19 protein-coding genes are annotated in these 22638 nt (G+C 45.9%); 8 read left to right on the top strand and 11 right to left on the bottom strand.

Going from position 1 to position 22638, the window contains the following annotated elements; all coding sequences use genetic code 11:
• Window positions 1-172: 172 nt before the first annotated feature.
• Window positions 173-2593, top strand: coding sequence for an ABC transporter permease (locus FHS57_RS07210; RefSeq protein ID WP_183972185.1), 2421 nt, complete (start codon window positions 173-175; stop codon window positions 2591-2593).
• Window positions 2594-2690: 97 nt separating this feature from the next.
• On the opposite strand, the gene FHS57_RS07205 is transcribed toward FHS57_RS07210, so the two are convergent.
• The gene (locus FHS57_RS07205) at window positions 2691-3683 is read right to left on the bottom strand and encodes a hypothetical protein (RefSeq protein WP_183972184.1); all 993 of its coding nucleotides are present in this window, start codon (window positions 3681-3683) and stop codon (window positions 2691-2693) included.
• A gap of 33 nt (window positions 3684-3716) precedes the next feature.
• Window positions 3717-6656 (bottom strand): FAD-binding and (Fe-S)-binding domain-containing protein, encoded by a 2940-nt coding sequence (locus FHS57_RS07200; protein WP_183972183.1) that lies wholly within the window; start codon window positions 6654-6656, stop codon window positions 3717-3719.
• A gap of 80 nt (window positions 6657-6736) precedes the next feature.
• On the opposite strand from FHS57_RS07200, the gene prmA reads away from it, so the two are divergent.
• The 3 genes from prmA (at window position 6737) to FHS57_RS07185 (ending at window position 9296) form a co-directional block, all read left to right on the top strand.
• The gene (gene prmA, locus FHS57_RS07195) at window positions 6737-7570 is read left to right on the top strand and encodes a 50S ribosomal protein L11 methyltransferase (RefSeq protein ID WP_183972182.1); all 834 of its coding nucleotides are present in this window, start codon (window positions 6737-6739) and stop codon (window positions 7568-7570) included.
• Window positions 7567-8388 (top strand): NAD(P)H-binding protein, encoded by an 822-nt coding sequence (locus tag FHS57_RS07190; protein ID WP_183972181.1) that lies wholly within the window; start codon window positions 7567-7569, stop codon window positions 8386-8388. The genes prmA and FHS57_RS07190 overlap by 4 nt, the downstream gene beginning before the upstream one ends.
• Window positions 8389-8783: 395 nt before the next feature.
• Entirely contained in the window at window positions 8784-9296 is a 513-nt protein-coding gene (locus FHS57_RS07185; protein ID WP_183972180.1) for an RNA polymerase sigma factor, read from the top strand.
• A 282-nt stretch (window positions 9297-9578) separates the two neighbouring features.
• On the opposite strand, the gene murB is transcribed toward FHS57_RS07185, so the two are convergent.
• The 5 genes from murB to FHS57_RS07160 all read right to left on the bottom strand — a co-directional run bounded on the left by murB (window position 9579) and on the right by FHS57_RS07160 (window position 15684).
• On the bottom strand, window positions 9579-10598 hold the full coding sequence (gene murB, locus FHS57_RS07180; RefSeq protein WP_183972179.1) for a UDP-N-acetylmuramate dehydrogenase: 1020 nt from the start codon (window positions 10596-10598) through the stop codon (window positions 9579-9581).
• A gap of 46 nt (window positions 10599-10644) precedes the next feature.
• Window positions 10645-11838, bottom strand: a complete 1194-nt coding sequence (locus FHS57_RS07175) for an RsmB/NOP family class I SAM-dependent RNA methyltransferase (protein WP_183972178.1) — start codon at window positions 11836-11838, stop codon at window positions 10645-10647.
• 111 nt (window positions 11839-11949) lie between these two features.
• Window positions 11950-13287, bottom strand: coding sequence for a GntP family permease (locus FHS57_RS07170; protein ID WP_183972177.1), 1338 nt, complete (start codon window positions 13285-13287; stop codon window positions 11950-11952).
• A gap of 235 nt (window positions 13288-13522) precedes the next feature.
• Window positions 13523-14050: an REP-associated tyrosine transposase gene (locus FHS57_RS07165; protein WP_183972176.1), complete on the bottom strand. Its 528-nt coding sequence runs from the start codon at window positions 14048-14050 to the stop codon at window positions 13523-13525.
• Between the two features lie 707 nt (window positions 14051-14757).
• The gene (locus tag FHS57_RS07160; RefSeq protein ID WP_183972175.1) at window positions 14758-15684 is read right to left on the bottom strand and encodes a LysR family transcriptional regulator; all 927 of its coding nucleotides are present in this window, start codon (window positions 15682-15684) and stop codon (window positions 14758-14760) included.
• A gap of 93 nt (window positions 15685-15777) precedes the next feature.
• On the opposite strand from FHS57_RS07160, the gene FHS57_RS07155 reads away from it, so the two are divergent.
• The 3 genes from FHS57_RS07155 to FHS57_RS07145 all read left to right on the top strand — a co-directional run bounded on the left by FHS57_RS07155 (window position 15778) and on the right by FHS57_RS07145 (window position 18092).
• Complete coding sequence (locus tag FHS57_RS07155; RefSeq protein WP_183972174.1) at window positions 15778-17214, top strand: NADP-dependent isocitrate dehydrogenase; 1437 nt, start codon at window positions 15778-15780, stop codon at window positions 17212-17214.
• A gap of 12 nt (window positions 17215-17226) precedes the next feature.
• On the top strand, window positions 17227-17466 hold the full coding sequence (locus tag FHS57_RS07150) for a hypothetical protein (RefSeq protein WP_183972173.1): 240 nt from the start codon (window positions 17227-17229) through the stop codon (window positions 17464-17466).
• 86 nt (window positions 17467-17552) lie between these two features.
• Complete coding sequence (locus tag FHS57_RS07145; RefSeq protein WP_183972172.1) at window positions 17553-18092, top strand: hypothetical protein; 540 nt, start codon at window positions 17553-17555, stop codon at window positions 18090-18092.
• On the opposite strand, the gene FHS57_RS07140 is transcribed toward FHS57_RS07145, so the two are convergent.
• Genes FHS57_RS07140 through FHS57_RS07130 form a run of 3 tightly spaced genes read right to left on the bottom strand, consistent with a single transcriptional unit; the run spans window position 18081 to window position 20654 of the window.
• Window positions 18081-18479, bottom strand: coding sequence for a hypothetical protein (locus FHS57_RS07140; RefSeq protein WP_183972171.1), 399 nt, complete (start codon window positions 18477-18479; stop codon window positions 18081-18083). The genes FHS57_RS07145 and FHS57_RS07140 overlap by 12 nt on opposite strands.
• Window positions 18480-18491: 12 nt before the next feature.
• A complete protein-coding gene (locus tag FHS57_RS07135) occupies window positions 18492-19724 on the bottom strand; it encodes a sulfite oxidase (RefSeq protein WP_183972170.1) in 1233 nt (410 codons plus the stop codon).
• Between the two features lie 33 nt (window positions 19725-19757).
• Window positions 19758-20654, bottom strand: a complete 897-nt coding sequence (locus FHS57_RS07130) for a LysR substrate-binding domain-containing protein (RefSeq protein ID WP_183972169.1) — start codon at window positions 20652-20654, stop codon at window positions 19758-19760.
• Window positions 20655-20761: 107 nt separating this feature from the next.
• On the opposite strand from FHS57_RS07130, the gene FHS57_RS07125 reads away from it, so the two are divergent.
• The gene (locus tag FHS57_RS07125; RefSeq protein WP_183972168.1) at window positions 20762-21718 is read left to right on the top strand and encodes an AAA family ATPase; all 957 of its coding nucleotides are present in this window, start codon (window positions 20762-20764) and stop codon (window positions 21716-21718) included.
• On the opposite strand, the gene FHS57_RS07120 is transcribed toward FHS57_RS07125, so the two are convergent.
• Complete coding sequence (locus FHS57_RS07120) at window positions 21687-22586, bottom strand: lysophospholipid acyltransferase family protein (RefSeq protein WP_183972167.1); 900 nt, start codon at window positions 22584-22586, stop codon at window positions 21687-21689. The two genes, FHS57_RS07125 and FHS57_RS07120, sit on opposite strands and share 32 nt — an antisense overlap.
• Window positions 22587-22638: the final 52 nt, after the last annotated feature.

The following is a 22638-nucleotide window of genomic DNA, read 5'->3' as shown; positions in this document are numbered from 1 at the left end:
TCGAATGCAGAATGTCGAATGAAAGCCACTTACTCGACACTCTGCATTCGACATTGTGTCACGGAGATTCATCCCATTTTTAGCCCAATTTACCCCATTTTTGTATTTAACTTCCAATCGTTCAGTACTCTTGCAGTAAGAAATTAGTACAGAACTAACTAAACCTTGGGCCATGATTGGAAGCTACATTAAAACATCACGACGCAATTTGCTGCGCAATAAATTATTCTCTTTCATCAACATTGTTGGCCTTGCCATCAGTATGTCGGTGGGGTTGCTTTTAATCGCTTTTGTGCTGGATCTCTATTCGTACGATAAGTTTCACGATAAGGGTGACAGAATCTACCGCCTCACCAACATGGCGACGGTCAATGGAGAACAAAGTGGTAAATACGCTGCTACCTCGATAAAGGTGGGAAAGCTCATTCAGGAAAAAGTGGCAGGGGCTGAAGAGGTGGCGATTGTTGGGAATGACTTTTCGCAAGATGCCAAAGTAGGAGATAATGTACTTCCTATCAAGGGTGTTTGGGCAACCCCGTCGTTTTTCAACGTATTTAGCTTCTCGATGCGGGAAGGTAGTGTCACAACTGCTCTGAAAGAACCCTACTCGATTGTGTTGACCGAAACCGCCGCCCGAAAGCTTTTTGGCCGCGAAGATGTGCTTGGGGAAGCGGTTCAGTTTGATACCCTCAATTACCGAGTGACGGGAGTCATGAAGGATGTTCCGTTTTTTTCGCACATTCATTTTGAGGCATTGGTGTCTTTATCAACGGCTGAACAACTCAACAAGGGCAAAAATTTGGATCAATGGCTTAGCAAATGGGCTAATTACGTGTATCTTTTATTGCCCGAAAACGGCGATGTTGCGACGGTTGAATCGCAACTAGAAACGGTGGCAAGAGAAGAAAACCTCAGCAATAACAATACGAAGATAAAACTTGAACTTCTTCCCTTATACACTATTGTGGTGGGCGAAACGCTCCGTGGAACCGAGGGCGGGCCTGGTGCGGTGGGGCCTCACATGCCCCCAATGGTTTTGTGGATACTTGTGGGGCTTGCGTTGGTGGTGATTTTATCAGCCTGTTTCAACTATACCAACCTTTCGATTGCGCGTGCCATGCGCCGCTTCAAAGAGGTAGGGCTTCGCAAAGCGATTGGGGCAGGAAAAAGTGAAGTACGGCAACAGTTTTTGGTAGAAGCCATTATGATTTCACTGGCTGCACTGGTGTTGTCTTTTGTGCTGTTTCTCATTTTGCGGCCGATACTGATTAGTCTAGCTCCCGAAATGCAGCAAACGGTACAACTTGAACTCACGCCGTGGATGATACTAGCTTTTGTCGTTTTTTCGGTAACGGTCGGTGTTATGGCAGGTTTCATGCCTGCGTTGTTCTTTTCAAAAGTCAGTGCGATGAGTGCACTTCGAAACGTGTCGAACGTGAAGGTCTTCAAACACCTTACCCTAAGACGAGCCCTGGTGGTGGTTCAGTACACCCTCACATTGATATTTATTACAACGACGGCTGTTGGGTATGTGCAGTACAAAAACATCCTTTCCTTTGATTTGGGGTTCAGCACCGAAAACATTCTTAACATTGACATGCAGGGTAATAGACCCGATGCTTTTATAAAACAACTGAGCGAAATGCCCGAAGTGACGGCCTTGTCGCGGTCGGTCATCGTGACAAGCGTAGGAAATGCTTGGGGGGGCTTTGTGAAGTACCAAAATTCCCTTGACTCGGCGCTGGTGATGACCAATAACGTGGACGAAAACTACCTAACCTTGCATGAGTACCAACTTATTGCGGGGGGAAGTTTTAAAACGCATCCCACTACCTCCATGGCTGCCACCGAAATGATTGTAAACCAGCGGTTTTTAAAACGATTTAACATTAGCCAAAACAACCCCGAAAAAGCAATAGGCCAAGTCGTGACATTCAGCAATTTTCAGGGGACTCGCAAAGTAGAAATTGTGGGGGTGATGAAAGATTTTCACTATGGCAAAGTCGATAATCTGATTGAACCCGTTGCTTTTATGCACTGGACGCCCGAGGATAGAGCCGTCGTGAATGTAAAAATAAAAAGTACCGATTTGCTAGCAACAAGAGCCAAAATAGAGGCAGCTTGGAAGGGAATTGACCGAGTACACCCTCTAAACGCAAAATTTTATGACGAAGAAATCGAAGAGGCTTACAGCGAATTTTCTACACTGCTCAAAATCATTGGTTTCCTTGCATTTTTGGCTATTTCAATCGCCTCTATGGGGTTGTTTGGCATGGTGGCTTACACTACCGAAACACGGTTGAAAGAGGTAAGTATTCGCAAAGTAATGGGGGCTACGTCGAGCCATCTTATTTATGTGCTTAGCCGTGGGTTTCTGTTTCAGTTGCTGCTTTCGGCGGGTATTGCTTTGCCCGTGACGTATGTTTTCTTTGAACGCTTTGTACTCACCAATTTTCCTTATCATACACCTGTGCAGGTGGTTGAGTTGTTGGCGGGTTTATTGGTAGTATTGTTGATTGCCTTTCTGATGATTGGCTCGCAAACGCTCAAAGCGGCAAGAAGTAACCCCGCTGAAGTGTTGAAAAATGAATAAAACGAAGATAGATAATAAATAATGTCGAATGTAGAGTGCAGAATGTCGAATGAAATCCACTTACTCGACATTCTGCACTCTACCCTCGACACTCCAACTAATTTTTAGGCTTTTCAATGGGTTTGAAGCGTATATCAGTTGAAATAATGGCTTCGTTGATGGCTTCTAAATAAGAGGAATTAGGGAAATCACGTTGAAAGCGCTCGAAAAGCCCTTGGAAATTTTTTGTTCTTCCGTTGGGGCCGATACCCCCGCGGGTAAAAAGCGACCGATGCGTGAGTTGAGCTAGGGTCAACTCGCGCGTGTGCGGGAGGTGTTGTAGCCCTTCCGAAAGCGTATTGTAAGCCTTTTCCCATTGAGTACTGTCTGGAATGACAAATGTTCCTCGTACCATACCCATATCTAAACTCGTTCCCAAAAAATGCTGCTGAACAGACGAGATATATGAGTCAGAGATTCGGGCATCGTCTGAAAGTAGTTTAAAAGGCGGCTTTTCGTTGATATACAATTCTCCCTGCGACCGAAGGTGGGCCTGTTTACGAATAAACTTTTGTCCTTCGATGGATGCCATTACGTAGGTGTTCATAAACGAATGGCTAGTATCACACGTTCGTTGAAAGCGTTCCCAATACTGATCAGCGAGGTCATTAATAATCGTACTGTAATTATCCAAAGACATGTGCCTCACCAGCGGTTTGTCGGCCAAAGAATCTTTCCCGAACAGCATACTTTCGTACAAAAACTGATGCAGTGCGGCCGTACGCCCCTGCACTTGTGGTGACTGCATACGGCTTGGATTACAGAAAACGAGGGTGTCGTTGGGAGATAAAATAAAATCAACCCGATAGCCGAGGCAATCAATGGAAACTTTTTGGGGCGTTTCTAAACGAATATCGGTTTCAAAGTTGCCATGATTATCAGTGTACCCTTTCGCAATCGAACTCGACGAATAGAAGGAGTTCGAGAGTTTTATTGAAATTTGGTATTTTGAGGATGGGAACCCCTCAAAATGCCCCCGAATGTGAACATTGGGTTGCGCAAGGCACTGCATTGCTCCCAATAACAACGTACACAAAAATCGCATCTTCATTTGGTGTAAATAAATAGTGATTAAGGGTCAATTTTAACGCAAGGCATTCCACAAAATCTCAATCGGATGAAGGGCTTTTTTGCCCGTACCGTCTTTGATTTGGTGACGGCAACTGGTGCCTGGTGCGGCGATAAGCACATCGTCGGGCTGTTGTCGAACCGTAGGGAAAAGCACCAATTCTCCTACCTGCATCGAAAGTTCGTAATGTTCTGTTTCATATCCAAATGAACCCGCCATTCCGCAGCACCCCGATGGAATCAGCTGTACCTGATAGTTTTGTGGCAATGACAACATTTTCTTCGTCGGGGTCAGCGAACCAAGCGCTTTTTGGTGACAGTGACCGTGTAGTTTTATGAGCTGACGGTCTTCCGTAAATTGGCTACTACGGATGTTTTTGGCGTCGATTTCGCGAGCGATAAACTCATCAAACAACAAGGCATTTTGGGCCAATTTTTGCGCCTCTTCGCGGAGCGAGGCAGGTACCAAATCGAGGTATTCGTCGCGGAAGGTCAACAAAGCCGAAGGCTCGATGCCCACCAACGGCGTCTCGCTCGAAATCAAGTCTTTCAGCAACGTTACGTTTTGAATGGCTATCTTTTTGGCTTCTTTAACCAGTCCCTTCGAAAGGTACGTGCGCCCGCTTTCGAGGTGAGTAGGAATGAGCACTTCGTAGCCTAATTTCTCCAAAAGCTGAATGGCCTTTTGGCCAATTTCTACGTCATTAAAATTCGTAAACTCATCACAAAAAAGATAAACCTGCCCTTTGCCTTTTGCCCCTTGCTCCTTGCCCTTTGCCCACTGCTTCAACGTGGTGCTACTCAGCATGGGCATGGTGCGGTCGGGGTGAAAACCGACGATGCGGTTGGCGATTTTGCGTAAACTTTCGGTACCAAAAACGGCGTTGTACGCCCAAGGGACGAGGCTCGCGAGCTTCATCTGTTGCGTAAAGTTGGCAATCAAACGCGCACGAAACGGAACGCCATTTTTGTCATAATAGCTTTGCAAGAACTCGGCCTTCATTTTGGCAATGTCCACGCTCGACGGGCATTCTGATTTACAGCCTTTGCACGACAAACACAAATCAAGAATTTCTTTGGTTTCTTCGGCGCTGGTAGGCGTAGGCGTAGCCTCGGTATAAAAGTGACGAAGCATATTGGCGCGGGCGCGGGTGGTATCGCGTTCGCGGCGACTGGCCATGTAGCTGGGGCACATCGTACCTCCCGTGATTTGGGTTTTGCGGCAGTCGCCCGAACCGCTGCATTTTTCGGCCAACCGAAGGATGCTTTCTTGGTGGCTAAAATCAAAAACGGTTTCGGTTTTGGGCGCAACTTGGTCGGGTTGGTAGCGCAAAAATTCGTTCATGGGCGGCGTATCCACAATTTTGCCACGGTTAAATACGCCGTTCGGGTCAAAAATGGCTTTCACTTTTCTAAACAGCTCATACACCTGCTCGCCCATCATAAAAGGAATAAACTCGCCGCGCAGACGTCCGTCGCCGTGCTCGCCCGAGAGCGAGCCGTTGTATTTTTTGAGCAATACGGCCGTGTCGGCCAAAATCGCCCGAAACGTAGCTTTTCCTTCGGAAGTTTTTAAGTTCACCATTGGCTCCACGTGCAACTCGCCCGCTCCTGCGTGCGCATAGTATGAGGCATGAACCCCGTGTTTTTGAAGCACTTCGCCAAGGTCTTGAATGTAATCGGGCAGGTCTTCTACCGCTACGGCACAGTCTTCGATGAGGTTCACGGGCTGGGTGTCGCCAGGGAGGTTTCGGATAAGACCCAAACCTGCTTTACGAACATCCCACGCTTTTTTCGATTCGTCGCCAAACAAAAGCGGGTAAGCATAGCCCAAATTGGCGGCTTTTAGCTCAGCCACCAAGCGGCTCGCCATGGCTTCTACTTCGGGGCGGGTCGCAGCGCCAAATTCCACCATGAGCATGGCTGCGGGGTCGCCTTCGATAAAAAAGCGATTGTGGCGGTATTCGTTGTGGCCTTTGGTAAAATCCATGATGTATTTATCGACCAGCTCCGACGCCAATGGCTGATGACGCATGGCGAGGCCGTTGGCTAGCAACGACTCGTGCAGCGACGTGCAATGAATGCACAACAAACCCAACTCAGCAGGCGGCAGCGGCAATAAATTTAGTTTTGCTTCGGTCACAAAACAGAGCGTTCCTTCCGAGCCTGCAATAAGTCGGCATAGGTTAAAGGCTTCCGTTCCCCCAAAAGGCGCGGTATCCAGCAGGGCGTCGAGGGCGTAGCCTGTGTTGCGCCGAGTGACGGTTTTTTTGGGGAAGTTTCTATGAATTTCTTCTTGGTACGAAGGCGTTGAAAGCAGGGCAAAAATCTCGTTGTCGATTTTTTGCTTCAAGTCACCTTCGGTATTTTTTGGTGAATTAGTCTTTGAAACTTCGGGGCCAAAATGAACTTCGCTACCGTCGGAAAGCAGGGCTTTTACTTCCAACAAATGGTCGCGGGTGGTGCCCCAACTGATGGAGTGGAGACCGCAGGAATTGTTACCAATCATTCCGCCCACCATCGCGCGGCTCGCCGTGGACGTTTCGGGGCCAAACATCAAGCCGTAAGGTCTCAAAAAGGCGTTGAGGTCGTCGCGAATAACGCCAGGCTGTACTCGAACCCAACGTTCTTGTGGGTTGACTTCCAGGATTTTATCAAAATATTTAGAAATATCGATGACAATGCCATTGCCTACTACTTGCCCCGCAAGCGATGTACCTGCGGCCCTTGGAATAAGCGTCAGTTGGTGGCGGGTAGCAAACGCAATCAATTGTTGAATGTCCTTACTACTGCGCGGCAAAGCCACCGCCAAGGGCATTTCTTGATAGACCGAAGCATCGGTGGAGTACAATTTACGGATGGCTTGGTGCGGAGTGGTGGTATCAAAATACAATTCTCCCTCAAAATCAGAGGTAAGTTGTTCAAAAGGAAGTTGGGTAGTGGTAACGTAAAACATCAGACATGAATGGTTTGTGCAAATGTAGTTTAAAATCAGATTGGGCGTACCTTTGCAGCGAAACGGTAATTTATGAAACTATGCCTGCTACTTATTATGAAGCGCGTTTGACGCTTAATCCTGATTTTAACGAAATCGTGATGGCTGAATTAGGCCAAATTGGCTACGAGTCGTTTGTCGAAACCGACGAAGGGCTTTTGGCTTATATCATAGATGAACAATTTGACGCTGCCCAACTTCAGCAATTGGTTGACGACTACCAGTCGATGACGCCGATTACGGTGGAATACCAACAGCTCGAACCCAAAAACTGGAACGAAGAATGGGAGAAAAACTACCAGCCGATTGAAGTGGCGGGGAAAATCCGCGTGCGTGCGTCGTACCACGAGCCGAATCCTGCGTTTCAGTACGAAATTGTGATTGACCCCAAAATGTCGTTTGGAACGGGTCACCACGAAACCACTACCTTGGTCATGGAACAACAACTTTCGCTGGATCATCAGGGAAAATCGTTGCTCGACGTAGGAAGTGGTACGGGTATTTTGGCGATTTTGGGGGAACTATTGGGTGCGACTAAACTCACCGCCTTCGACATCGAAGAATGGGCGTACCTCAATGCCGTCGAAAACGCTGAGATGAATGGTTGTAAACACATGACCGTTTTTCAAGGAACCATCGAAGACTGTCCGCACGACACCTACGACATTGTGTTGGCCAATATCAACCGCAACATTTTGCTTCGCGAAATTCCTATTTATGAAACGTTCTTAAAAGCGGGTGGTACGATGATGGTGAGCGGTTTTTACGAGTTTGACATAGCGGATATTACGCAAAAAGCCGAAGAAGTTGGACTCAAGTTAGTAGCTCAAAAAACGCTCAACCAATGGGCAACCTTACGTTTTGAAAAACCATGAAAGTAAGTATTTTAGGATGTGGCTGGCTGGGCTTACCTTTGGCCAAAAAACTCATAGAACAAGGACACGTGGTCAGAGGCTCAACAACCCGTGCCGAAAAACTGAGCGAACTGCGTCAGGCAGGGATTGAGCCGCTTTGGCTGCAATTGTCGCCCGAACCGAAAGGAATAGGCTGGGACTATTTGTTGGATACCGAAGTGTTGGTTGTAAATATCCCGCCGCGATTGGCGCACACGGGCGCGACGTTTCATCCTGCCCAAATCGAGCACCTGGCCACTTTGCTAAAAAATAGCTCGGTGCAGCGCGTGATTTACGTAAGTTCAACGTCGGTCTATGCCGATGACAATCGGACGGCGGTAGAAGACGACGTAATAACACCCGAGCAGGCGGCGGCACCTGCCTTGGTCGAAGCCGAGCGTATCATTCAGGAAGTAGGAAAAACGTGGCTCGTGCTTCGTTGCGGTGGCTTGATGGGCTACGAGCGTATTCCTGCAAAATACGTATCGGGTAAAAAAAATCTGACGACGGGGCATTTGCCCGTCAACTATCTGCACCGCGACGACGCCATCGGAATCATTGAAACGTTTTTATCTTCGCCCAACGAAGCATGGAATCAAACCTATAACGTGGTTTCGCCCCAACATCCTACCCGCCGCGAGGTTTATTTGGGGAGTTGCGAACCGTTTGGGTATATTCCTCCAACGTTTGAGGATGATGCTTCAGCGCCTTACAAACTGATTTCGTCGGAGCGCCTGCAAACGCACCTTCCCTATTCGTTTTTGTACCCCAACCCTTTAGATTTTTATTACGCACTCTAAAAGGTCTCTCATTTTGAGGTAAGTAGATATACCAAAAAAGCGCCATCGAAAGTGGCGCTTTTTTGGTTGTTTCCTTCGGTGAATAGGGGGTTTTTGTTTAATAGATTGTTTTTAATATTAAACAGACATTAGAATTTTTGATTTTGTTTAACTTATTTTTCTATAAATTAAACAAAACTAAAAATTGTACTTTTTTGTGTAAAATGCCCCTTTTTTGCTTCTTTTTGACTTGTTTTTTTGGAAAAAAGGCATTGTAAAAGACATTAAAATTAGTCGCTTAGAATAAAATTAGTAGGATTTTGTTCTATAATTTCCAAAATAGGTTTGGTATTGTAAAATATTATTGTTTAACTTTGCTTCATAAAGATTAAACAAAAATCAACAATCCAAAGACCATGACCGCCATAGAATTCACCTACAATATTTCAAAAGTTTCAAAGTCATTGAAACCATTTGCCATGCGCCTCACCAAAGACCATGATGATGCCAATGATTTGCTTCAAGATACCTTGTTGAAGGCGTTTACCAACCGAGAAAAATATGCTGATGGAACTAACCTAAAAGCGTGGCTCTACACAATTATGAAAAACACGTTCATTACCAACTATCAGCGCATGGTAAGGAAGAATACTTTCATTGACGAATCTGAAAATTTGTACTACATCAATTCGCTTGAGAATAGCACGGATAATGACGCGCCTTCAACGTTTATAATGAATGACATCAACCGCGCCGTAGATTCATTAGAAGAATCGTTCCGTACGCCGTTTATGATGCACTACCGAGGATTCAAATACCATGAAATTGCGGAGCGTTTGCGTATTCCGATTGGAACAGTCAAAAACAGGATTCACATTGCTCGAAAAGAATTGAAAGACAAATTATACGTGTACGAACACGCATTTTAGGGGAGAATAGACAGATTCGGGCAGTTGGCCGTTTAAAGGGAACTTTTCAGTTGTCTTTAGAACGATTTGGCGAAGGTTTTATGTTATAAAAAGCGCAGTGAGTGAATTAAGCTGCAATAAATAGGTTTTAACAACTCTCCAATAAATATAAACCAAAAAGACGAAAAAAGGAGAGTAAAAAGATATAGAGGTTTGTTTTTTAAGGAAACATCAAAAATTTTAATTTTTGGTTAAAAAAGAGGAAGGTTCCGAAAAGTTGGCTAGTTTCTGGCCAACTTTTTTTTATACGAAGTTTACCTCTGTATGCAACCGAATACCAAATTGCTCTTCGACTGAGTTTTGAATCTTATAGGCAAGTTGTTGTATGTCAGCACCTTTTCCTCCGCCGTAGTTGACCAGTACCAGCGCTTGTCGGGTATGAACGCCAATGCTTCCAAAACGTTTTCCTTTCCAGCCGTTTTGTTCAATCAACCAACCTGCTGGCACTTTCACGGTCGTGTCGTTGATCACATAGCCTGGAATGGCTGGGTATTGGATTTTAAGTGCTTCGTACTGCGAAGCAGGGATTTCGGGGTTTTTGAAAAAACTGCCCGCGTTTCCGATTTCGGCGGGGTCGGGGAGTTTGCTACGTCTAATTTTGATGACGGCTTCACTTACTGCTCGAATGCTTAATTCTTTGACGCCCATTTGCGTAAGGGTCGTTTGAATGTCGCCGTACGATACCTGAAAAGTGGGCTGTTTGGCCAGCTTAAACTGAACACTGCTGATGATATATTGGCCTTTCACTTCATTTTTAAACACACTATCGCGGTAGCCAAAGCGGCAATCGGCATTGGTAAAAATGTGTTTTTCGCCCGTGGCTAACTGCACTGCTTCGAGGCGGTCGAAGGTGTCTTTGATTTCGACACCGTACGCACCAATATTTTGCATGGGGGCGGCTCCGACGGTACCAGGTATCAAAGATAAATTTTCGAGGCCAGCCCAGCCTTTTTCGACGCAGTGCATGACAAAACCATGCCAGTTTTCACCAGCCCCCGCCCGTACCCAGACGTGCTCTTGGTCTTCTTTCACAACTTGAATGCCTTTGAGATTGATTTTGACCGCCAACCCATTAAAGTCTTGCGTGAGGAGAAGATTGCTGCCACCGCCCAAAATGAGCATTGGTGACGTGTGTGCATTGGGAAGTTGAAGGAGTGTCTGAATGTCTTCTTCGTTTTCTACTTCTACCAAGTAGCGTGCGGTGGCATCGATACCGAAGGTATTATACGGCTTGAGTGAAACGTTGCTTTGAATGGTAAGCATTATGGGTGAGTGGTTCCTTGGACAAATAACGTAAAAAAGGTGGTTTTTAACAAGGTTTTACCAACGATGCCATATAAAACCCGTCGAATCCGTCGCGGGCGGGAGAGGTGCGCGTTTCGGTTTCAAGCGTCCATTGTTGGCCTTGCTCTTTGAGAAAGCGCTGCACCTGATTTTCGCTTTCTGAGGGTAAAATGCTACAAGTAGCATAGACTAATTTGCCGCCAGGTTTAACCATTTGTGAGTAATGGCTTAAAATATCGTACTGCGTTTGGCGAATTTGCGCCAAAAATTCGGGCATAATCTTCCATTTAGAATCTGGATTTCGTCGAAGCACTCCCAAACCTGAACAAGGCACGTCTAACAAAACGCGATCGGCCGTTTCGCGGAGGCGCTTGATGGTTTTGGCTTCGATGAGGCGCGTTTCGACGTTGCTTACCCCATTGCGACGTGCGCGGCGGCGAAGTTCGTCTAGTTTCCAGTTCTCTACGTCCATAGCAATCAATCTCCCTTGGTTTTGCATCAAAGCGGCCAAGTGCAAGGTTTTTCCACCAGCGCCTGCGCAAGCATCAATGACCCGCATTCCAGGCTGAACGTCGAGCGTGGGGGCAATCACCTGCGAACCCGCGTCTTGAACCTCAAAAAAGCCGTTTTTGAACGCCTCCGTTTGAAATACATTTTTCTTTTCTGTCAATGCCAACGCCGAGGGCAACGAAGGAAGTGGGTTCGTTTGAATGCCATCTTCAGCCAACTGCTTTTGAAGTGCTTCGCGGTTGGTTTTGAGGGTATTGACGCGTAAAACAACGGGGGCAGTTTGGTTGAGCGCGTGCAGTTCATCGTCCCATTTCTCTCCTAATTCCAAAGCTCCCACTTCGTCGAGCCAATCGGGGATAGATTCGCGGACTTTTCGGATTTTCTTAGCTTCTTCGTAGGCTTGACGAATACGCTGCGGCTGAATGTGGTCAAATTCGGTCCAGGCGGGAAGTTCGTTGCCCTTGAGTGTCTGCCAAATGGCAAAAATATCGCTGTAAGCGGGTCGTTCTTCTTGACTTACAAACAATAACAACCGCCACCAGCGGACGATTTCGTAGGTATTTTCGGCAATAAAACCGCGGTCGCGAGCGCCCCATTTACGGTTTGATTTGAGGACTTGCTCAATCACTTTATCGGCTTGACGGCCTTTTTCAAAAATTTCGCCGAGCGAAAAAACAATCGCTTCGACCAACACACGGTGGTATCTCATTCGGGGAAGATGGACAAATATTCCTCAAAAGTACAAGGAATTCCGCGAATGTCGAAGGTAGAGTGCAGAGTGTCGAATAATTCTGCCGAAGGATGCTCATCACCTGATTATTTACAGAAGTAAGAATTTTAGAAGATAAACCATGCTCAGAGCGACCAGGCCCATCAGGGTAGAGGCTGGCGAAAAGAGACGCAAGGTCTGAGATACGCTAAGATTGCCAAAGCGAGAAATGACCCAGAAGTAAGAATCGTTGGCGTGTGAAGTCACCATCGAACCTGCTCCCGTAGCAAGTAGGGCGAGCACCGTGCCTGTTTCGGAAGCAAAACCTAACGAATCTAACAAAGGCGCAATTAATGAAGCAGTAGAGACAACAGCAACCGTCGAAGACCCTTGGGCAGTTTTGAAAATAGCGGCTAATCCAAAAGGAATAAGCAGTCCCCAACCACCCGAAGCAATGGCCGAACCATAGACTTTTCCGAGTTCAAGCCCTTTGATGATTTCTCCAAAAGCTCCTCCCGCCGCCGTTACAATCAAAATCGGTCCTGCTTTGGAGATGGCATCGTCGAACAGGGCATTGAGTTGCTCCTTTTGCAGCGGACGAAACAATGGTAAGGTCAGTAGTAAGCCAACAATAAGGGCAGGAATAGGCTCACCCAAAAACTTGACCATTGTAAGTAAAACCGCAGGCAGCGCGTCGGGGCTAAGCAATACGACTGATTTGAGCGAAATGAGGGCAATGGGAACGATAATCGGTAGAAAGGAGCGCAAAGGAGAAGGAAGATTTTCGGTCGGAATGGTTGGGGTAGGTAAGGAGTTTTGATCGGGTGTTTCTATTTCGGGAGTTGGCTGGGCAAGGCTGTACAGATACCCTACAATGGCAGCGGGTAATGCGACCAATACGCCTAATAACATGGCTTTTCCTAAATCGACGTTGAGCACCCCAGCGGCGGCGGTGATTCCAGGGTGAGGCGGTACCAAGCAATGCACTGCATAAAGCGACGTTGCCAAACAGCCTATCAGCGATATTCGCTTTTGGGGCAATTGAAGCCCCAACGAAACGACAAGCCCGCTCAATACGACAAAGCCTGAATCACAAAAAATCGGTAGTCCAATCAAAAAACCAATGATACTCACGGCCAAGGGAGCGTAGCGTTCGCCTGTTTTAGCCAAAACAAAATGAGCAAGACTGAGGGTCGCGTTGGTTTTATCCAAAATAACGCCCAGCGTAGCACCCAAAATAATGAGTAAACCTATTTTTTCAAGTGTACCTCCAAAACCTACTTTGAGGGCTTTGAGTACATTTTCTCCGTCCATGCCTGCGGCAAATCCTACGCCCATTGCTACGAGTACCAGCACAAAAAAGGTGTTGAACTTGTACCGCGAGCTCAAAATAATAATGGCTAAAATGCTGATAAACAGTAGAACGCTGACGAAGAAAGGGCTAAGCATTATGAATAGGGTTTTTGTACATTATCATTGAAACTCAGCTAAGCCCTTTTTTTACTCTTATGATGGCGCGAGGCTGTGCCTCGTGCCGTTTATTTATAGGCTTCCACCCAGATTATAAATGAAGGCTAGAAGCCTTTGAATAGGAATCACGAGCAGAATGCTCGCGCTATCAGCGTTAAGAAGATGGCGCGAGGCTGTGCCCCGTGCCGTTTATTCAAAGGCTTCCAGCCTAGGTTTATTTTGGTATTTTTAATTCTGTAAATGGATATGCACTGCTGTAAATGTAATGTTGTGGTTCGTCAACCATACCTGCTTTTACAGGGTTATTCCAGATGTATTCTGTTTTCTCTTGTATCCATTTTGAAGATTCTAAACTAATGGGGTGATTGTGTTGTTGCCAAAATTGATTTTGGGCGTTGTGACTATTACGTTTGGCAAAAAACGTAAACATATACTGCAACCACTCTTTTCTACTTTCTTGAGGATTCTCTTGTATTTGTTCAATAATTCGTTTTGCCGTAAAGCTTTTAAAATCCCTCAAAATACTTCCAAGATTACCTTTTTTTGCTTCACAAATTAAATGAAGATGGCTAGGCATTATACAGAACTCATGGACAATAAGGCCTTTATTATCAATGCAATAATTTAGGTTTTTGATAATTGTTTCAGCGTAGTCTTTTCTAGTAAAAACATCAATCCATCCTACGACTGTAAGGGTAACAAAAAACAGCCCTCCCTCGAAAAATTTATACTTTTCTGACATACTATGTTGAAGTTAAAATGGCTAACTTGTTTAGCAGTAATAGGACGAAAAGTTAACCGAAAGGTATCAGAGGTAGCAGAAGATGGCGCGAGGCTGCGCCTCGTGCCGTTTATTTACAGGCTTCCAGCCGGAGTTATAAATTAAGGCTAGAAGCCTTTGAATAGGAATCACGAGCAGAATGCTCGCGCTATCAGTTTTCAGGCAGATGGCGCGAGGCTGCGCCTCGTGCCGTTTATTCAAAGGCTTCCAGCCTAATAGTGGGAGTTTCATGAAAAACGGCTAGAAGCCTGTGAATAGGAATCACGAGCAGAATGCTCGCGCTATCAGTTTTCAGGCAGATGGCGCGAGGCTGCGCCTCGTGCCGTTTATTTATAGGCTTCCAGCCAGATATCGGGAGTTTCATGAAAAATGGCTAGAAGCCTTTGGATAGGAATCACGAGCAGAATGCTCGCGCTATCAGCGTTAAGAAGATGGCGCGAGGCTGCGCCTCGTGCCGTTTATTTACAGGCTTCCAGCCAGAGTTATAAATTAAGGCTAGAAACCTTTGAATAGGAATCACGAGCAGAATGCTCGCGCTATCAGCGTTAAGAAGATGGCGCGAGGCTATGCCTCGTGCCGTTTATTCAAAGGCTTCCAGCCTAATAGTAGGAGTTTCATGAAAAACTGCTAGAAGCCTTTGAATAGGAATCACGAGCAGTATGCTCGCGCTATCCCTGATTTTCAAACCAAGCAAACTTTTCATGAATTAGGTTCTGTTTTTCTTGGGTCACGTAGTCTAAGTAAGCTTGGGCAACGGGCGAAAGCTTTTTGTCTTTCAACCAAATCAACGTCCAAGTAGAAGTGATGGGAAAACCTTCTACGGGAATAATGCGCAGTTGCTGATTGACCAGTTCGTTTTTGATACCAATGAGCGGCATGATGGAATACCCAAGTCCCGCAATGACGGCCTGTTTGACGGCTTCGTTGGAGGTCAATTCCATTTTTTTGCGGACGGGAAGGTTATTTTGAAGAATAAATTTTTCCATCACATGCCGTGTACCTGATCCTTGTTCTCGATAAATGAGCGGAATATTTTCAAAAATGGATTTATCATAAAGAGCTTCGTTGTACTGCGTTTCGGCATTTCCTACTACGAAAAGCTTGTTTTGCATAAGCTCAATTTTTTCAATTTTCAGGGTCTCGGGCAAGACACTTACCCACGAAAAATCAACCTCATTTTTTTCGAGACTCGTTACCACTTGGGTTTTGTTGGTAACGTCCATTTGGAGCTCTACGCCAGGGTGTTGCCTGATAAAATCGGCAATGAAGTAAGGGGCGATGTACTTGCCCGTCGATACCACCGAAAACTTGAGTTTGCCCGTAAGTTGACCTTTGTGGGCGTGCATTTTATAATTGATGGCATATACTTCGGTCAAAATCTTGTCGGCAGCTTCGGCTATTTCTTGACCAAAATCAGTGACGTAGATTCTCTTGTGGAGCACTTCAATCAACGGAATATCAAACTGCTCTTGGAAGTTTTTGAGCTGAATCGAAACCGCAGGCTGCGTCAAATGTAGCTCTTCAGCAGCTTTCGTAATGCTGCGTGTTTGTGCCACTTTGAGGAATATTCGTAATTGGTTAAGCGTATAATTCATAAAAAATATTTATGATAACTATTGTAAAGTTAAATAAAAATTTATAAATACTACTACAGACCTTTGCACCGTCAACCAAAAACAAATTCATTAATGAAAAGAATTACGGTAGCAAAGGGCGACGGCATCGGTCCCGAAATCATGGATGCCACTCTTTCCATTATCAAAGCCGCAGGGGCGCAAATCGAAGTAGATGAAATCGAGGTGGGTGAAAAAGTGTATTTAGCAGGTAACACCTCAGGGATTGCCAAAGAATCGTGGGACATTATCCGCCGCAACAAAGTATTCTTGAAAGCCCCTATTACGACTCCCCAAGGTGGTGGTTACAAAAGTTTGAACGTAACTACGCGTAAGTTTTTGGGTTTGTATGCCAACATCCGTCCGTGCATTAGTTTACATCCTTTTGTGAAAACAAAACACCCGCAAATGGACATCGTGATTGTGCGCGAAAACGAAGAAGATTTGTACGCAGGTATCGAACACCAACAAACCGACGAGGTGGTGCAATGTTTGAAACTGATTAGCCGCCCAGGCTGCGAAAAAATCGTTCGCTATGCGTTTGAGTATGCCAAAAACTACGACCGTAAAAAAGTGACGTGTTTTACCAAAGACAACATCATGAAGCAAACCGACGGACTGTTTCACCAAGTCTTTGATGAAATTGCGAAAGAATACCCTACCATCGAAAATGAACACTGGATTATTGACATTGGAGCTGCTAAAATGGCGGATACACCCGAAGCGTTTGACGTCATTGTGATGCCGAATTTGTACGGAGACGTGCTTAGCGACGTGGCCGCTCAGATTGCGGGCTCAGTAGGTTTGGCGGGTTCAGCCAATATCGGCGAAGAGTGCGCTATGTTTGAGGCGATTCACGGTTCGGCACCCCGAAGAGCAGGCCAAAACATGGCTAATCCGTCGGGCTTATTGCAAGGAGCGGTGCTGATGCTCAACCACATTGGCCAAACCGATGTAGCCGAAAAAGTACAAAACGCCTGGCTCAAAACCATCGAAGAAGGCATCCATACCTACGATATTTACAAAGAAGGGATTAGTAAGCAAAAAGTAGGGACGAAGGAGTTTGCCGAGGCAGTCATCAAAAATTTGGGTGAAAAACCGACTCAATTAAACGCCGTAAGTTATGCCGCAGGCACTTCGTTTAACCTGCCAAAATACCAACGCAAAGCTCCCAAGAAAAAAGAATTGCTAGGGGTGGATTTGTTTGTGCATTGGGACGGCGAAAGTGCCGATGAGTTGGCAGCGATGGTGCAGAAAATCAACACATCCGAGGCAACATTGAGCATGATTACCAACCGTGGTATCAAAGTTTGGCCAGAAGGTTTTCCCGAAACATTCTGCACCGACCACTGGCGTTGCCGCTTTAAACCTGTCGGAACAACCGAGTTAGACAAACAACAAATCGTAGGGTTGTTGGAGGCCGCAAGCGAGCACAACATCGACATCATCAAGACCGAAAACTTGTACGCTTTTGATGGCACCCCTGCTTTTTCACTAGGACAAGGACAATAACTTTCTGAAAAAATGAATATACAACTTTTGAATGGTCATTTTTCGTCATTGGAGGCCATTGACCTCTTGGCGCAGTTTGTGCAGGTGAAAGTGCGGTTTCACGAAAATAAAATTGAAAAAAGCCAAAATGAAGAAGATATAAAAATGCGCGAAAAGCGTATTAAGCAACTTCAGCAGGATTTTTTTGAAGCCAAACAACAGCTTTTGAAGCAACCAACTACTGGGCTGAATGCGGAGATAAAAATCAACTAACCTACACTGTACTTTAAGAAAAGTACCATTACCAAAGGGCTGTTCCAATTACTGGAACAGCCCACCTTCATCAACAACCAAATGCTATGAATTCCATTTCTTCAAATCAGTTATTTTTGGTATGTCCTTTCTGCCAAATGGAAGGATTTATTCGCAGGCATTTTGGCGACGTATTCTTTCTGACATCCCCTGCTTCGGTGTTTGATTTTGAGGATGATGCGTATTTGAAAGAAGTAAAGAAAACGATTCACAGCGAAAACATTCAGGATATTTACTTGGTGGGAGACGTTTCCTGTCGATTTGTGAGAAATGCCTTGATTCCGAGAAAGTTGGGTTATTTATGGTGCGAGCAATTTATCAGTGAACTGTGTTCTGAAACTGATACGTCGATTTCCTTGACGGAGAAATTACTCAGAAAACAACTCTATGAGCTAAGTGCTGAACGTATATTCGGTAGCGAACTAAAAAAAGGGGAACTACGATTGCACGCGTTAATGACTTCCAAGGCGGAGAATTTGATTTCTCCTGTGTATTGTGAGTTCTTACAACGAATGCAGCTAGGTATTGAAAAAAAAGCTAACGGCACGCGCCTTGAACACGTGCCGTCATTGGAGTTAATTCTCTAATTTATACCATTTTACATTACGCAGTGCTTCGCGCCGCGAGTAGGCACTTTGGCTGGGGGCGTAGTGTTTTGCTAGGTAATCGAGGACGGTCTTTTCTGACTCCCCCAAATCCCACAATTTATGATTGCGCTGCATCCAGCGAATTTTACTCAACCATTCGTCGCGGGTAAAACGGTGTTGAAGAATGAGTTTTGGGGAATGGCAACTCGTACATTGCGCCTTCACAATCATGAAGTTAGGGTCGAGGGCCAATCCTGTTTCTTTATCGACACTGTCGGCAACGGCTGCGGTCAGCGTCGCTGACGGATAGGCGGACGGTTCGCGGCGAATGGCCGCCAAACAAAACGCCACCACGGCCACACAAAGGAATATGATGTTCGTTCTCATTGGTATATCGGGTTAAACGACTTTAACAGCAATACGGTGACAAGCGTTGTTGAGGTAACCACCTGGATTCCACGCAGGAATCACCATCGGTTGCGATACCCCTTGCGAATCTACGGCGCGTACCCACACTTCGTAGTACCCTTTTTGAGGAAACTGGACTTGAGCGGCCCACTGCTGCCACGCCAAACGATTTTTGGGTGTTTGGAGCGTGGTTTTTTGCCAAGTAGCTCCGTAGTCAATGGACGTAAATACGTCTTTGACGGCTAAATCGCCCGCCCAAGCGTGGCCACGAAGAGACAGTGATTTCCCAACATCAATCATCGCGCCCGTTTTGGGGAAAGTAATAAGCGATTTTACGGGCATCGACTCAATGATGCGGAAGTTTTCGGGCGTTTCGGCTAGTTTTTCTCCTGGCATCACAGCTTGGCGTGGTACTCGGTAGCTGTGTCCGTCCATTTTGGCACCGTCGTGTTCTTTGTTGCGTACCGCAATCGTGTGCAGCCATTTGCCTGATACCGACGCAGGCCAGCCACCTACCACAAGGCGCAGCGGAAAGCCGTGCATTAGCGGGAGGTCTTTGCCGTTGAGACTCCACGCAATGAGGGTTTCGTCTTCCATGGCTTTTTTGATGGGAACCCCGCGCGAAATCACGACTTTGCTCGGGTCGCGGCTCGGATGAAGGTCTTTGCCATAATACCCAATATAAACGGCATCGTCTTTTAGACCCACATCGTTCAGAATATCTTTGAGGCGTACACCCGTCCATTCGGCACAGCTTACCGCCCCTTGATCCCACTGATTTCCAGAGGTTTGAGGAACATAGCCTGAACGGCCATTTCCGCCGCATTCCAACACCAGCTGGTAGGTGTAGGTTTTGAATTTGGCCTTTAAGTCGCTGATTTTATAGGTTTTGGTTTGCTTGACCGATTCACCTTTGATGGTGAGTGTCCAAGTCGAAGGGTCGATTTTTTCCTCAGGAACGAGGCCGTTATTACGAATAAACATCCGTTCTATGGGCGTAATGGCGTCGTCTAACAAGTGGGGCGGCGTTTCTACATTCCATGGTTTGTCACTCAGTACAACCATGTCGGGGTGCTTTCCTGCCAATCCTTCGTCGAAAGCCAACGGAACGTGGTGTGGAGGCATGTTTTTGGCAAAAACAATCTCCGTCCCCACCATGCCCGCAAGGGTAGTGAGGGCACTTTTCTTGAGAAAACCTCGGCGATTGTGAATGTGTGAGTTCATAGAGAAATCGAAATAGGTTAGATGGATACGTTGTTATTTTTTAGGATATTCACGAAAGGCAAACCGCATAAACGCTTCAGCCATAGGTTCTGGCTGACCTTGTAAGTGAATGAGCCAAAATTTCCGTAATAATTGTAATTCGTTGATTTTTATAATTTTAACTTGGCCCGTTGTGAGTTCTTTTTGGATAGAACGAATGGACAAAAAAGCCATGCAATTTGAATGCTCCAGAAACGATTTAATGCTTTCGGTTCCCCCCAAGTGCATTACGATTTGGAGCGACGATAGCTTGAGGTTGTGTTCTTTGAGGGCGCTTTCAATCACTTCTAACGTCCCAGAGCCTCGTTCGCGCAGTACTAGCGGAATTTTTGCTAACTCTTGTACCGAAATCTCGTTGAGGGTAGATAGCTTACTTTTAACGTGCACCACCGCTACGAGCTCATCGTCCATAAAATCAACGTATTTAATACCCGATTGGTGCTTTTTGCCTTCTACCACCCCCAAATCAATGTGGTGAGAAAGAACAGCATTTTCAATCATTTCGGTGTTGCCGTTGAGGAGAGAAAGCTCCACTTGCGGGAATTTTTCGTAGTATTTCGCCAAAAGTGGCGCAATCAAATACTGACCGATGGTCGTACTCGCTCCCAGCCGAAGAACACCGTTATGCTTGTCTTGCAGCGTCCCCAATTCAAACGCGGCTTCTTGGTATAAATGCAAAATCTGCGACGAATAGCGTTTCAAAATTTCGCCCGCTTCGGTTAATACGACCGAATTGCCTTTGCGCTCAAAAAGGCGTGTGCCGTACTGCTGTTCGAGTTCTCGAATGTGCTTGGTGACGGCTGGTTGGGAAACAAACAATTCGCTTGCGGCCTTGGTAAAGCTAAGGTGTTGGGCTACACTACAAAAAACTCTTAATCGAAAATCGGACACAGTGCTTATAAATTCGGTTGATATACAAAGTAAATAGAATTGTGAAAATAATGTCCTAAATGTCTAACTTTACGCTTTGAGATTTTGAAAAAAAGCGACAAACCAAGATGTCACAAAAAAAAATAAAAGCGGTTTTTGAAGAAATGGGTAAGGTAGTGGTAGGGCAAGAAACCCTCATCAACCGCCTTTTAGTGGGGCTTTTTACGGGAGGCCATATTTTGTTGGAGGGAGTGCCTGGGTTGGCCAAAACACTGACAGTGAATACTTTAGCTCGTGTGCTAAGCCTCGATTTTCAACGCATCCAATTTACGCCCGACTTGTTGCCTGCAGACATTGTGGGGACGATGATTTATAGACCCAAATTGGGCGATTATGAAGTAAAAAAAGGGCCGATTTTTGCCAATTTGATTTTGGCCGATGAGGTCAACCGTTCGCCTGCCAAAGTGCAATCGGCGTTGCTTGAAGCTATGCAAGAAAAACAAGTGACCATTGGAGAAGAAACATTCCAATTGGATCAACCGTTTTTTGTGTTGGCGACCCAAAACCCCGTAGAACAAGAAGGTACGTATCCGCTTCCTGAGGCGCAATTAGACCGTTTTATGATGAAGGTGTTCGTAGATTATCCTACCAAACCCCAAGAATTGGAGGTCATGCGTCGGATGTCGAATCTGGATTATAATTATGAGCCTAAGCCTATTTTGTCGAAAAAAGACATTGCTCAAATCCGTCAGGAAATCAACCAAATCACGTTATCCGAAACCCTTGAAAACTACATCGTAGAGTTGGTATTTGCCACGCGCCGCCCGTTGGATTATGCCCTTCGTGAAGAAGCACGCTATATTCAGTTTGGGGTGTCACCGCGCGGAACCATTAAACTCAACCTTGCCGCCAAAGCCTTGGCGTACATGGATGGCCGAGACTATGTGCTGCCCGAAGACATCAAAGAAGTAGCTCCCGATGTGTTCAACCACCGCATCATGCTCAACTACGAAGCCGAAGCCGATGGCATGACAACCCGTTTTGTGATTGATTCTATCCTTCGGAAAGTGGCGATTGGACGGTAGTTCGTTTGTGCTTCCATCGTTTGTGGCTCCAGAGCCAAGTCGCAGGTTCTTGGCGGATGTCGGCTTCGAGCCACTTCATCATTTTCTCGGTGATTTCTCCGTAGGCCGTTTCGCGGGGAGTGTCGGTGAGTAATTCAAAATTGGCGTAGTAATAACCGCGCTTTTGGGCGTGAATGTGCCCAAAAACAACGGGAAGGTCGTATTCTTTGGCGTATTTTTCGGTGCCAAACAGAATGGGGGTGTCTTGGTTTAAAAACTGCATCCAGTAGGCGCTCTCTGGATTGGACGGCGATTGGTCCATGGCAAAGGCCGCCGCCACGGGTTTCTCGACGACTTGCTCCCCAAACTGCGATTTGATTTCGTAAATCGATGCTAAGTTTAAACCCAATTTGCTACGGCTCTGCTTGATTTTTTCGTCAAAAAAACGATTGTTCAAAGGACGGTACAAGGCCATTACTTTGTGTTTTACGAGTGGGTCGATGCCCGTCACGAGCCATTCATAGTTGTGGCAATGCCCCGCGGCTATGATAATGCTTTTACCTTGTTTGGCATAATGGTCGAGAAGGTCTAAGCCCGTAAACGAAACGCGCTGCATAAATTCAGCACGGGTCATACTGAATGCCTTAACCGTCTCGATGATAAGCGTACACAAATGCGTGTAAAAGTCGCGGGCAATTTGCTGTATTTCAGCTTCTGATTTTTCGGGGAAAGAGTTGCGGATGTTTTCCACAACTACTTGTTTGCGGTAACCCACTACGTTGAAAAAAAGCCAACTCAGGCCATCGGCAATGGCATACAAGACGCCAAATGGAAGGCGAGAGATGGGAATAAGTAGGAAGTAATAGAAGAAAGCAGATAAATAATACATTCGATTGAGCAGAGCTGTAAGGTTTCAAAAACCTTACAGCTCTAAAGGGCTA

The organism is Runella defluvii (assembly GCF_014195535.1).
Lineage (GTDB): Bacteria > Bacteroidota > Bacteroidia > Cytophagales > Spirosomataceae > Runella > Runella defluvii.
Note: the sequence above shows the minus strand (reverse complement) of the source record. Positions and strands in the feature narration are given on the sequence as shown.